The sequence below is a fragment of the Neorhizobium sp. T25_27 genome (genome assembly GCF_002968565.1).
In the GTDB taxonomy this organism is placed as follows: Bacteria; Pseudomonadota; Alphaproteobacteria; order Rhizobiales; family Rhizobiaceae; genus Neorhizobium; species Neorhizobium tomejilense.
The window spans coordinates 599,960-612,603 of sequence record NZ_PVBJ01000002.1 but is presented as its reverse complement, the minus strand read 5'-3'; the positions used below and the strand labels follow the sequence as shown (position 1 = coordinate 612,603).

Sequence of the window (12,644 nt, the reverse complement as noted above, 5' to 3'; positions counted from 1 at the left end):
TGGGACAGAGAAGGAAGACCATGATGGACTTTGACGATTTCGGTGGCAGCGCCCTCTCGACGAAACCGTTATCCAAGGCCGAAAAGGCCGCGGCAGTGCTCTTGGCTATGGGCAAGGGCGTCGCTGGCAAACTTCTCAAGTATTTCACCCAGGCCGAGCTGCAGAATATCATTGCCTGTGCCCAAAGCCTGCGCGCCATCCCCCCGGACGAACTCCTCGAACTCGTCAACGAGTTTGAGGACCTGTTCACAGAGGGCACCGGTCTCATGGACAATGCCGCGGCGATCGAGGGCATTCTCGAAGCGGGCCTGACACCGGAAGAAGTCGACGGGCTGCTCGGCCGCCGCACCGCGTTCGACGACTACCAGGCCAATATCTGGGACCGCCTGCAGGATGCCGATCCGGCATTCGTGGGCAAATTCCTGTCGCGCGAACATCCTCAGACGGTCGCCTACATTCTTTCGCAGATGCCATCGATCTTTGGCGCCAAGGTCCTTCTCCAGCTTCCCGACAGCCGCCGCGCCGATATCATGAACCGCGCCGTCAACATGAAGGAAGTCAGCCCCAAGGCCGCGCAGATCATCGAGAACCGGGTGATGGAACTGATCGCTGCAATCGAAGCCGAACGCAACTCGAATGGCTCGAACAAGGTCGCAGAGCTGATGAACGAACTCGAAAAGAGCCAGGTCGATACCCTGCTCAACTCCCTCGAGACGATCAGCAAGGACTCCGTCAACAAGGTTCGCCCGAAGATCTTCCTCTTCGAAGACCTGCTCTACATGCCGCAGCGCAGCCGCGTCATGCTGCTTAACGACGTCGCAGGGGACATTCTCACGATGGCGCTACGCGGTGCGACCAACGAGATCAAGGAATGTGTTCTCGCGGCCATCAGCCCACGCCAGCGCCGCATGATCGAAAGCGATCTCGCGGTTCAGAACATGAACCTCAATCCGCGCGAAGTGGCGATCGCCCGTCGCGCGATCGCACAGGAAGCGATCCGGCTCGCCAATTCGGGCCAGATCATGCTCAAGGAAGAAAAGAAGGAAGGCGACAAGCCGGCCGAGGCCGCCTGACCTGCCGATTGAGGCGCTACGAAAGAAGCGGAGCGGGAAATTCCCCGCTCCGTTTTCGTTTCGGCAGCCTTTCGCGGATATTTTCCGGCCACCCACAGTCTTTTTCTTGACTCGATTAGCGGCTAGCAGGCGATGCGGTAACATCGCGGGCGGCGGCGGCCGATTCGTTTGAGCCACGTCCTCGCAACCGGAAGACCGATTGGTTCAAAGCCGTGTCCGACGACGATAAAGACAGTAAAACAGAAAACCCGACCGCCAAACGAATGTCGGAAGCGGCAGACAAGGGTAACGTCCCTGTCTCCCGAGAGGTGCCGCTTTTCGCCTCCATGCTGGCATTCTATGTCTTTCTCGTCTTCTTCCTGCCCTCGAACATCGCAAAAATGGCCGAGACGCTGAAGGATCTTTTCGAACAGCCGGATCAGTGGCGGCTCGAAAATTCGACGGACGTCGTCTCGCTCAGCGTCCATCTCGGCTGGGCGATCGCGGCGTTCCTCACTCCGGTTATGCTGCTCTTCATCATTTTCGGCCTTGGCTCATCGTTCGCACAGAACATGCCGTCGCTGGTCCTCGAGCGCGTGCGGCCGCAGATTTCCCGCGTTTCACCCACCAAGGGTTTCGGGCGGATTTACAGCGTTCCGGGTTTCGTCGAATTCGGAAAGTCGATCTTCAAGATCCTGATCGTGGCAGTGATCATGTATTTCGCATTGCGCGGCGAATATCTCTCCTCGCTGGACGCGATGTTCTCTGATCCGCAGGTCATCCTCGTAAAACTGGATTCAGTCATCCGCCAAATGGTGATCGTGGTCGTCCTGTCGGCGGGGATACTTGCCGTGGTCGACGTGCTGTGGACGCGCTATCACTGGTACAACGAACTCAAGATGACCAAGCAGGAGGTCAAGGACGAATACAAGCAGGCTCAGGGCGACCCGATCGTCAAGCAGCGCCAGAAATCGGTCGCACGAGACCGTGCCCGCCGGCGGATGATCAACAACGTACCGCGCGCCACCCTCGTGATCGCCAACCCGACTCACTTTGCAGTAGCGCTGCGTTACGTGCGCGAGGAGAACGACGCCCCGGTCGTCGTCGCCAAGGGCCAGGACCTGATTGCCCTCAAGATTCGTGAAATCGCCGAGCAAAACGATATCCCCATTTTCGAGGATCCGCCTCTGGCGCGCTCCATGTTTGCGCAAGTCTCGGCGGATAGTGTCATTCCGCCAGTCTTCTACAAGGCTGTGGCAGAACTCGTGCACCGGGTCTACGCTTCCCGGTCGCTCAAAAAACGGACACGCTGAGCGTCATGAAGAAATGCACCTACTCCACCGAACGGGAAGAAATCGTTGCACAAGCAATCAGCCCGGTGGCTTCGGAACTTCGCCTGCTCGATGCCGGCGATCTCATCTCACTTCTACGTCTAGAGTGCCACAGCAGCCTTGCCGATCTCGTGTCTTCAGCAGCCGAGCTCTATTTCCACCCCGGGACCGTCAGTTTCGGCGCCGGCGGCGATTACAAGCTCGAATGGAACGGCAAGCCGGAAGTCGTCCTCGACCTCGAAATCAAGCCGCGCGGTGTTTCGGTCTATGCGCGGCTGACGCTGGCCGACCAGTTGGCAGCCCTCGAAATCGATCACATTGCGTTCCAGGCCCCTTTCGAGGATCCCCACGACAACACAGCTTTCCTGGCAAAGAGCCTCCAGGACGCCAAGTTCGTGAAGACCAGCAACTCGCAGATATGAGCCGCCCTACCCCAAACGGAAAAGACAGGCTCTTCTCCGAACGGATCAGTGGATGTAACCGAGCCTGATCGCCTTGGCGATCGCCTGGATGCGGTTGACCGAATCCAGCTTGATGGTAGCCGAGCCGAGATAGGCGTTGACGGTGTGGACGGAGAGGCCGAGCTTCTCGGCAATTTCTTCGCTGATACGGCCGTCGCCGGCCAGCTGAAGGCAGGCAATCTCGCGTTCGCTCAGGGATTCCGCGGGAACGCTGCGGCGTTCGTCAAGCGCCAGGAGGTCCATAACCACCTGGCAGCTCCTAACATGCTGGTCGATGATCACATCGCTCACCAAATCCATCGATGTCCCGAAGAAAGCGACGTAGCCGTTGCCGAGGGCACCGAGGCGCACGGGAAAGGCGATCCCCGAAAAGGGAACGACGCTGGAATCCAGGCGATGCGTCAATGGCGAAAATTCGCCCGCATCGGCAAAACTGGTATTTTCCGATCCGTTCCAGATCAGCGGCAGAAGCGACGTTTCGATATGGTCCAGCAGCGCCTCGCCATAAACACCGATGAGCTGGTTGCTGCTCTCGAGCGCGCCGGCTCCCCAGTTTTCGAGCTCGCATACAAGCTTGCGCTTGTTGGGCAGCCCGGCGCCGGCAATCCGGAAAACCGCAAAATTCCGCGCCTTCAGGTTCTTCTGCATGGCGACGAGTTTCGGAAAGATGTCCGACCGGCTCGATGCGCGCTGGAGGCGCAGATACTGGATGCTTCCAGGTCCGTCTGCCGTGCCGCTGCGCGAATAACCCATTGAAATTATTTTCCTAAACTAAGTTGTTGCGAACGGCGTAGGCAATCGCCTCGGAGCGAGTCTTGGTTGCCGTCTTGCGCATCACGCTGGTAATGTAGTTGTTGATCGTATTGCGGGATATGCCGAGGATCACGGCGATCTCGTCACTGGTCTTGCCCTCCGCAATCCAGAAGAGACATTCCAGCTCGCGTTCCGTCAGTTCGAAATCACGCTCCGTCCTGGCGTCGGCGTTTTCTCCAAAACTGGCGCCGTAGGCGGCGAACAAGCCCACCTCCCTCAACCGTTCCTGCGACAGGATAATGCCGTCGAGGAACAGCAGCATCAGCGAGAACCGCGTCCTGCCGACGCAAAAGGTCAGCGCGCAATATTGCCGGCTGATGTCATCCGGCGGCACGATGTCGTCAGGCAACAAGGCGAAGCTGGGGGTCAGCAGCGAGAGGCATTTTTCCAGTTCGGTGGAACGCGCATAACCGCTTGCTAGCTCCGAGCCCAAGCGCCGTACGAGATCAAAGGGCCAGTTGGAGGTAACGATGAAATCGAGGCCCTGTTCCTGGATGAGGTCGTAGCGGGCCAGCAGAAAATGAGAAGCGCCGACGTAATCCGCGAGCAGGCGCATGACCGCCTGAATGTTGTTTGAGCCCGCCAAAACCGAAAGACGGCGTACCAATTGCTCACGCGAGAGTCCTCTGGAGCCGGCAGACTCCGCATAGGAGCGCCCCTCCGTCATCTTTTCTACCCCCGACAACTCCATTCGGTACCTGCTCCCCGCCACGTGGCGCATTCATCATGAATGCCCGCATCGCGGCATGTTGCGATTCCCATACAACCCCTCCAGCGCCGAAACGATCCCGGATTTAGCAAATACATCAAGAATAATGGTGGTAGCCGCCTTCCCTCGTCGTAGACACCGAGAGTTTCAGCAGTTCCACCTCTTTGGGACCTCTGGAAGTGATTGTACGAATCAAGGCCATTGTAGGAGACGCGTTGCGAATTACCATCGCCTCGACATCGGATTTCCCCAGTTGCGCCATATTCATGCTGATTCGCCAGATAGATAAATGCGCCAAGTGTGCGGCGGGGCTGAAAAGAAATGGGCCGGACAAGGTCCGGCCCATAGCGATCATATTTTCGTGATACCCCGTCAGGCTGCCTTTTCGAGTGCCCACTTGCGGAGAATCTTGGCGGCGCGCTCTTCGGAGATTTCGACCATCCGGGCCAGGCGCTTTTCGGGGCCTTCCTTGACGCGGCGGTTGAAGCCCTCGTCGTCGCCACCGCCCAGCATGTCGTTCGAGCTGTCGAAGCCGAAGTCGGAGCCGAAACCGTCCATGAGTGCCGGGCTGCCGGTCGTCGGCGAGAAGTCCGGAAGTTCCAGACCTGCGCCGTCCGCTGCTTCGCCGGCGACGCTGTTGCCACTGACGGTGCGGATGAGCGGGCGAAGACCGAGCCAGACCACCAGGAAAGCTACCAGGACGAAGGCGAGCGAGTTGATGATGCCTGCGACGTTCCGGCTCAGCATGTCCATCACGCCCGGCCCGCTGGAGGCTTCGCTGAGCAGCTGGTTTTCCAGGAAGTCCATGGCCGTCAACGTGACGATGTCACCGCGGTTGGCATTGATGCCGGCTGCGGATGCCACGATCTTCTGCATCTCGGCGAGATAGGCATCGACCTTGGCCTGGTCAGCCGGCTCGCCGACCATTTTCGCGATACGACCCTTGTTGACGACGACGGCAACCGAAACCTTCTCGATCTGGTAGCTGTTGCGCGTCGTGGCGACGGTCTTCTGGTTGATTTCGTAGTTGGTCTGCTCTTCCTTTTTATCGGACTGATCAGACGATTTCGGACCGTTCGCACCACCCGGAGGCGGAGCGGCCTGCGGCACGTTCTGCTCGACGGTCGTGGCGTTGTCGTCCTGAGTCTGCTGCGATTTCGACGCTTCCTTGGTGGTGCGGACCGAACGTTCGACGCGGGAGTTCGGATCGAACACCGTCTCGTTGATCTGCTGGCTGTCCGTGTTCAAGGCCGCCGTGACGCTGGAACGGAAATTGTCCATGCCGAGGAAAGGCGCCAGCGCCTTGTCGATATTGTTTTCGATTTCCTGCTGAACGTTCTGGACGATGCTCAGCGACTTGTTCATTTCGCTGCCGCCGTATTCGTCGCCGGAGGCGAGCAGCTGACCGGCGGAATCCAGAATGGTCACGTCGTCGACGTCGAGGCCGGGAACTGCGGAGGCAACAAGGTGGCGAATGGACGAGGCAGCCTTGCGCCCCGTCGTCGAACTGGCCCGGATCATCACCGATGCCGTCGGTTTCTGCTCACCCCTGCGGAAATTGCCGACATCCGGCATGACGATATGAACGCGGGCGGCGTTGACGCCGTTGATCTGCTGGATCGACCGGCCGATCTCACCTTCAAGGGCGCGAACACGCGTGACTTCCTGCATGAAGGAGGTCAGCCCGAGCGAACCGACATTGTCGAAGAGTTCGTAACCGGCGTTGGTGCTGTTCGGCAGGCCCCGCTCGGCCAGCAGAAGCCGCGCCTTGCTCGTCGAGCCGGCAGGAACCTGAAGGCTCGTACCGTCCGTACCGACCTGGAAGGACATGTTGGCCTCGGCCAGCGCGATGCTTACCTGGTTGAGGTCGGCCGTATCAAGACCGACATAGAGCGTCTCGTAGGCCGGCTTGTTAACGAAGAGGGCCGCAGCAATGACGATCGCAATTGAAACGACGCCGACAGCGCCTAAAGCAATAAGTCGCGTCTGGCCTAAACCGGCCAGATTTTTAAAGACTTGTGATAATTGAGCCAACAGATTCATTCTGTTCCCACATCGCCAACTAGGTATTCGAGCCTATGCTCAATCGCACCCTAAGAAGCGAAGCTTGTGCGAGCGTTTCGCGGGAGCATGGTTTTGGCGATTGTGGATGGGATTGTGAGACTGGCGGGGGCCTGGGCCATCATGGCCGAAGCATGCATGTCAGGGCTGGCGGTCAGAAAAAATCGAAATCGCCGGCTGCCTTGCTCAAAGGCTGGGAATGACCGTGGCGCATGCCGTTGGTGAGCGCCTTCTGCATGTCGGCGAGCTTGACGAGATTAAGGGCGGTCGAGACATCGACCATCCAGTCGCTCGGAATGCCGCCGGTGATCGTGTCGACGAATTCTGCAAGGCCGCGCGTCTTCTGGACGGCCAGGTCGATGCCCTGCAGGACTTTCAAGCTGTCCGGCGACTGCAGGATCGTTTCGCCGCCGAGCTCCAGAAGCTGCGGCTCGACCCGTTCGATCAGGTATGCGACGTCATGAAGCTCCGAGACCAGACGCATCAGGACTTCTGGAAGAGATTCCTCAAAGGGAGCGATTGGCGTCTTGACGATGTCGTTCATGGCTTCTTTCGCCCCGAGAAATGACTTCTTTAAAAGAACTCGATTGAGCTCTCGACCGGCTTCGGCGGCGTGCGTACCGGACGCTCCTCCATAGCCACCGTCCGTTGCGTTTCGGCGCCGGTCAGCGGATACTGACGAGCCCGGCCGCTCACGGGCCAGAACTCCAGCTTGCGCCCGTGTTCCCCGCCCGTTGAGGAACCGACCACCGGAATGCCTTCGTCCTTTAGAAATTGCATCGCGAATGCGGCATTCTGTTCGCCGACATTCGAAAAGCTGGCAATCGTCTTGGCGCCGCCGAAAATCTTCGCTTCCAACCGGTCTCGCCGGGCACCCTGCTTCAAAAGTCCGTTGATCAGCAACTCCATCAGATGCACGCCATAACGCGTTGCATCGCCGCCCGAGGTCATGGAGCCGCCGGATCCCGGAAGCAGGAAGTGGTTCATGCCGCCGATACCGGCGACAGGATCGCGAAGACAAGCAGCCACGCATGAGCCCAAGATCGTCGAGAGAACAGCATTCGGGTCGTTCAGGACCTTAAATTCCCCCTGGATGATATGGACACGCCTGACTGCAGCGGCGTCATTCATTTCAATGCTCCAAACACCGCTTCGATAGCGGCCTTCATCTTTTCGATCGTGAACGGCTTGGCGAGAACGTTGTTGGCGCCGAGCGACGCAGCCTTTTGAACCAGGGCGCGGTCGCCCTGCGCCGTCAGGATGATGAACGCGGCCTTCTTGGTGTTCGGATTGGCGCGAACGGCCTGAAGGAAACCGATACCGTCCATTTTCGGCATGTTGAAATCCGAAATGACGAGATGGTGCGGCTGTTCGGCCATGATCTTCATGCCCTGCTCGCCATCGCCGGCAGACGTGATCTGTTTGAAGCCGAGCTGTGTCAGGGCGTCGCTGAGCAGCAGGCGGCTGGTGACCTGATCATCAACGATCAGAACTTTGATTTTTTCAGCGATAGACATTTATTCGGTACCTTCTTTTCGGGCGGCAGTTAACTTCAACACTTCTTCACCAATGGCGCCTAGCGGCAGCTGCTGCTCGACGGCCCCCATTTCATGGGCAACCCTCGGCATGCCGTAGACCACACACGTCTTTTCGTTCTGCCCGATCGTGCGTGCGCCCGCGCTACGCATTCTGAGCAAACCTGCAGCTCCGTCGCGGCCCATGCCGGTCAGGATAACCCCGACCGCATTGCGACCCGCCAGATCGGCGACCGAGTCGAAAAGGACGTCCACCGAGGGCCTGTGACCGTTTACCGGCTCCCTTTCGATCAGCCGGCAACATGGCGCCGACGGATTGACCACCTGCAAGTGCCGTTCGCCACCAGGCGCGAGGTAGATCTTGCCGATCTCCAGCCGCGCGCCATCGGTGGCTTCCTGCACCACAGGAGCGCAGATACGATTAAGCCGTTCAGCAAAACTTTTGGTAAACGTGGAGGGCATATGTTGAGTAATTACAGTCGGCGGGCAGTTTTGTGGGAACTTTTGCAGTACCGCGATGAGAGCTTCGACGCCTCCGGTTGACGATCCTATGGCCACAACCTTCCTGCCGACGCGGTATTCCGAGGCGGGAGAGGCTGCGATGACCGGCGCAGGTCCGTTCCGGCGTGGGCCTGACCGGGCTGCAGCCTTCACCTTTTCAGCAAGATCCATAAAAGGGCGAACGTCGCCGGGAGCCGGCTTGCCGACACAATCAAAGGCGCCGATCTCGAGAGCGGCGAGCGTCGCGTTGGCACCCTGATGGGTCATGGCCGAAACCATGATGACCGGCATCGGACGCAGGCGCATGATCTTTTCGAGGAATTCCAGCCCGTTCATATTGGGCATCTCGATATCGAGGGTAACGACATCGGGGTTGAGCTGCTTGATCGCGACGCGCGCTTCCAGCGCATCGCCGGCCTGGCCGACGACATTGACTTCCGGATCGGAATTCAGGATGGCCGTAATCAGGCCACGCATGGTCGGGGAATCGTCGACGACCAGGACCCGTGCCGGAGCGCTCATGCCTTCCTCCCTGCGCTCTTACCGGTATAACGATAGGTCGTGATACCGATATTATCGAAGAGGTTTTTCGCGTCGCCGGAGACGCGCTCGGAATGGCCGATATAAAGATGTCCGCCTTCAGGCAGGAGCGAGGCAAAGCGGGACCAGATTTTCATCTGCGTCGGCTCGTCGAAATAGATGACGACGTTGCGGCAGAAGATGACATCGAAATTGCCCTTGAAGGGCCATTGCGCCATCAGGTTCAGCTCGTTGAAGGTGATCAGCTTCTTGACGCGTTCATCGATCTGGAACCTGCGACGTCCGCCGGCATCGACCTCCCGGAACCACTGCTTGCGCATGGCGGGCGTCATGGTCTCGAGCGCGTTCTCATCGTAGACGCCGGCGCGGGCCGCGGCCAGGATCTTCGGATCGATATCGGTCGCCAGGATGCGAAAGTCCAGATCAGCCGCGTTGGGAAGCAGCGACAGTACGGTCAGCGCAATCGAATATGGCTCCTGCCCGTCCGAACAGGCGGCCGACCAGATGCGCACGCGACCGCCGCTCTTGGCGCGGTTGATCAGACCCGGCAGAACCTCGTCGCGCAGGTGCTCGAAGTGATGGTTCTCGCGGAAGAAACGGGTGAAGTTGGTTGTCAGATGCGACAGCATCTCGCGGCGGGCGGCGGCGCCTTCGGGCGACGCCACCAGAACGCAATAGTCCTTGAACCCGCGCAGCCCCAAAGCCCGGATATGCTTGGAAAGGCGGGAATAGACGAGCGAGGCCTTGGAATCGTTGAGGTAGATCCCGGCATCCGAGTAGATCATCGCCGAAATGTCGGTGAGGTCACGACGCGTCAGCGGATATTCTCCGCTTGCGAGGACTTCATCCGGTGACTGTCGGCTTTCGATGGCGCCCAGGGGCTTCATGCAACTTCGCTTTCCATGTCGGGGAAGAGGGCGTCCAACTCGATCATGCAGATCATCCGCTTATCGATGGCGAGAATCCCCCGGGCGTATTGTCTCTCCAGATCGGAAGAGACTTCCGGTACTGGCTGGATATTCTCGTCGCTAATCGTAAGGATATCGGAAACGGCTTCGACGAGCAGACCAACAACTTTGGTCTTCATCTGCGCCACGATGATCACATGGCGTGCCGTCGGCTCGGCATCCTTCATGCCAAGCCGGGCTGAAAGGTCGACGATCGGCAGAACCGCGCCGCGCAGATTGATGACACCCATGACGTAGGCGGGCGCATGCGGCAGCGGCGTTGCCTGCGTCCATCCGCGAATTTCGCGGACAGACATGATGTTCACGCAAAATTCCTGATCGCTGATGCGAAAAGCGATCAGCTCCTTGCTTCCCTGGACCAGATTCTTCACGGCATACGACATGTGAACTCAACCCGTGGCGGCTAACGACATTTCAGGTTTCATGGACTGGCCTCGCGACGCTGCGACGACCGCATCGACATCGAGGATGAGCGCGACGCGGCCGTCACCGAGGATGGTGGCCGCTGCGATGCCGGGGACGTGGGTGTAGTTCGCCTCGAGCGACTTGATGACGACCTGGCGCTGGCCCTGGATGGCATCGACCATCAGTGCGCGCTGTCCGCCGCCTTCCGATTCCACCAGCAGCGCGACGCCTTCGACCGGATTGGCCTGGGTGGCGCGGTAGTTGAGGACCCGACCGACATCGACCAGCGGGCAGAACGAGTTGCGGATCGAGATAAGCCGTTGATTGGCGCCGAAGGAATGGATGGCGGCAGCCTCGGGCTGCAGCGTCTCGACGATGGCGGTGAGCGGTACCACCAGCGTCTGGCCGGCGACCGTGACCACCATGCCGTCGAGGACGGCGAGCGTCAGCGGCAGGCTCATGGTGAAGGTCGAGCCGTAGCCCGGCCGCGATGAGATCGAGATACGGCCGCCAAGCGCCTGGATCGACCGCTTGACCACGTCCATGCCGACGCCGCGGCCGGAAATGTCGGAGATCTTGTCGGCGGTGGAGAAGCCCGCCATGAAGATCAGGTTGTCGATCTCGTCGTCCGACAAGTTGGCGTCGGCCGCGATGATGTCGTTATCGATCGCCTTCTGGCGAACGCGCTCGCGGTTGATACCGGCGCCGTCGTCGGCAAGCTCGATCAGGATGCGGCCCGAACGATGCTTCGCGGTCAGCTTGATCGTGCCTTCCGGGTCCTTGCCTGCGGCTTCGCGCTTTTCGGGCGACTCGATGCCGTGGTCGACGGCATTGCGGATCATGTGGGTCAGCGGCTCGGCGATCTTGTCGATGACCGTCTTGTCGACTTCGGTGTTTTCACCTTCGGTGACCAGGCGGATCGACTTGCCGACCATGTCGGCCACTTCGCGAACGATACGCGACATGCGCTGGAAGACCGGCTTCACCGGCTGCGCGCGGATCGCCATGACCGAGTCCTGGATCTCGCGGGTGAGCTGCTGCAGCTCTTCGAGGCCCATGTTGACGGCCGAAGTACCGGTCGCGTCGTTCTCGACGACGCTCTGGGAGAGCATCGCCTGGTTGATGACGAGTTCGCCGACGAGGTTGATGAGGCGGTCGACGCGGTCGAGATCGACGCGGATCGTCTGGCCCGCGCCAGCAGCGGCGGCTGCGGCATTGTTCTGGGCGGCGGCACTGGCGGCGGCCGACTCCTTCTTCTCGGCGACACGGGCGGCCCTGGAGACGTTGCTCGCGGTCTCGGCGGCGGACAGGGCCGCGGCAACGGTTTCTTCCGAAGCACCGCGTTCGCCGGTCCTTTCGTCTTCGCCGGACGAAGAGTCATCGAGGATCGAGAGATCGAATGGAACCGGGACCATCGGCAGTTCCTCGTTGGAAGATGCCTCTTCGGCAAACTTCACTTCGAGATCGCAATCCCATTCCGCGAATTCGAAAACGGCGCGGATGTCGTCTTCGCTCCGGGTGGTCCGGATCGAGATCTTCCAGCTGAAGTAGGACGCTTCCGGGTCCATCTTGTCGAGGGTCGGCAGAGCATCCGTGTCGCAATTGATGCTCATCTCTCCCAGACGGGACAGGTCGCGCAGCAGGAGCGCCGCCTCGTTGCCCTTGGAATAGAGTTCGCGGCGCGGCTTGAAGATCACCTCGTAGAGCGAACCTTCGACTACCGGCTCATCGTCCTCGCCGAAACCGTCGAACGAGAAGGGGATCGGCTGGAAGCCGCTGTCGTCGCTCGGCTTGGGAAGCTCCGCTTTCGCCGCAGGAGCCGCGGCGGGAGCAGCCTTTGCGGCCGGTTTCGGGGCGTCATGGCCGGAGGAGGACGGCAACTCGCCATGGGCAAGCGCCTCGAGTTCCTTGACGAGGCTGCGGCTTCTCGACTCATCGACGCCGCCGCCATCACGCGACGCGGTGACGAGGTCGGCGAGAACGTCGGCCGATTTCAGCATGACCTTCAGGACATCCTGCGTCGGCTCCAGCTTATTGGAGCGCACGCAATCGAGCGTCGTCTCGAAGACGTGGGCGAAGGAGACCAGGTCGTCCAGACCGAAGGCACCGGCGCCCCCCTTGATGGAATGAACGGCACGGAAAACGGCGTTCACCGTTTCGGGGTCGCGATCCCCGTCGTTCAGCTTGAGAAGACCCGACTCCAGTTCAGCGAGCTGCTCTTCGCATTCCTGAAAGAAGATCTCTTTGATTTCGTTCATATCCATCGGG

The 12,644-nt window shown here is 59.9% G+C and carries 13 protein-coding genes; 3 read left to right on the top strand and 10 right to left on the bottom strand.

Going from position 1 to position 12,644, the window contains the following annotated elements:
• Positions 1-20: 20 nt before the first annotated feature.
• From fliG to C5J24_RS09830, 3 genes are all read left to right on the top strand, one after another.
• The gene (gene fliG, locus C5J24_RS09840; RefSeq protein ID WP_105417518.1) at positions 21-1,073 is read left to right on the top strand and encodes a flagellar motor switch protein FliG; all 1,053 of its coding nucleotides are present in this window, start codon (positions 21-23) and stop codon (positions 1,071-1,073) included.
• 212 nt (positions 1,074-1,285) lie between these two features.
• Complete coding sequence (gene flhB / locus C5J24_RS09835) at positions 1,286-2,365, top strand: flagellar biosynthesis protein FlhB (protein ID WP_105404070.1); 1,080 nt, start codon at positions 1,286-1,288, stop codon at positions 2,363-2,365.
• A gap of 5 nt (positions 2,366-2,370) precedes the next feature.
• Positions 2,371-2,805, top strand: coding sequence for a hypothetical protein (locus tag C5J24_RS09830; protein ID WP_046630669.1), 435 nt, complete (start codon positions 2,371-2,373; stop codon positions 2,803-2,805).
• 45 nt (positions 2,806-2,850) lie between these two features.
• Here the strand turns inward: C5J24_RS09830 and visR are convergent, their stop codons facing one another.
• The 10 genes from visR to C5J24_RS09775 form a co-directional block, all read right to left on the bottom strand.
• Positions 2,851-3,597: a transcriptional regulator VisR gene (visR, locus tag C5J24_RS09825; RefSeq protein WP_105404069.1), complete on the bottom strand. Its 747-nt coding sequence runs from the start codon at positions 3,595-3,597 to the stop codon at positions 2,851-2,853.
• A gap of 13 nt (positions 3,598-3,610) precedes the next feature.
• On the bottom strand, positions 3,611-4,324 hold the full coding sequence (visN, locus tag C5J24_RS09820; protein WP_245282687.1) for a transcriptional regulator VisN: 714 nt from the start codon (positions 4,322-4,324) through the stop codon (positions 3,611-3,613).
• A gap of 414 nt (positions 4,325-4,738) precedes the next feature.
• Positions 4,739-6,409, bottom strand: a complete 1,671-nt coding sequence (gene fliF / locus C5J24_RS09810) for a flagellar basal-body MS-ring/collar protein FliF (protein WP_105404067.1) — start codon at positions 6,407-6,409, stop codon at positions 4,739-4,741.
• A gap of 172 nt (positions 6,410-6,581) precedes the next feature.
• Positions 6,582-6,971, bottom strand: coding sequence for a hypothetical protein (locus C5J24_RS09805; protein WP_046664774.1), 390 nt, complete (start codon positions 6,969-6,971; stop codon positions 6,582-6,584).
• A gap of 29 nt (positions 6,972-7,000) precedes the next feature.
• Positions 7,001-7,558, bottom strand: coding sequence for a chemoreceptor glutamine deamidase CheD (gene cheD / locus C5J24_RS09800; RefSeq protein WP_046603224.1), 558 nt, complete (start codon positions 7,556-7,558; stop codon positions 7,001-7,003).
• Positions 7,555-7,944, bottom strand: coding sequence for a response regulator (locus tag C5J24_RS09795; RefSeq protein WP_007759259.1), 390 nt, complete (start codon positions 7,942-7,944; stop codon positions 7,555-7,557). Before C5J24_RS09795 ends, cheD begins: the two co-directional genes overlap by 4 nt.
• Positions 7,945-8,985, bottom strand: a complete 1,041-nt coding sequence (gene cheB, locus C5J24_RS09790) for a protein-glutamate O-methylesterase CheB (RefSeq protein WP_105417514.1) — start codon at positions 8,983-8,985, stop codon at positions 7,945-7,947.
• Positions 8,982-9,890 carry a protein-glutamate O-methyltransferase CheR gene (gene cheR / locus C5J24_RS09785; protein ID WP_105404066.1) on the bottom strand — a complete coding sequence of 303 codons (909 nt, stop codon included), beginning with the start codon at positions 9,888-9,890 and terminating at the stop codon, positions 8,982-8,984. Before cheR ends, cheB begins: the two co-directional genes overlap by 4 nt.
• Positions 9,887-10,354 (bottom strand): chemotaxis protein CheW, encoded by a 468-nt coding sequence (locus C5J24_RS09780; RefSeq protein ID WP_105417512.1) that lies wholly within the window; start codon positions 10,352-10,354, stop codon positions 9,887-9,889. Before C5J24_RS09780 ends, cheR begins: the two co-directional genes overlap by 4 nt.
• A gap of 6 nt (positions 10,355-10,360) precedes the next feature.
• Positions 10,361-12,640, bottom strand: a complete 2,280-nt coding sequence (locus C5J24_RS09775) for a chemotaxis protein CheA (RefSeq protein WP_105417510.1) — start codon at positions 12,638-12,640, stop codon at positions 10,361-10,363.
• Positions 12,641-12,644 lie beyond the last annotated feature (4 nt).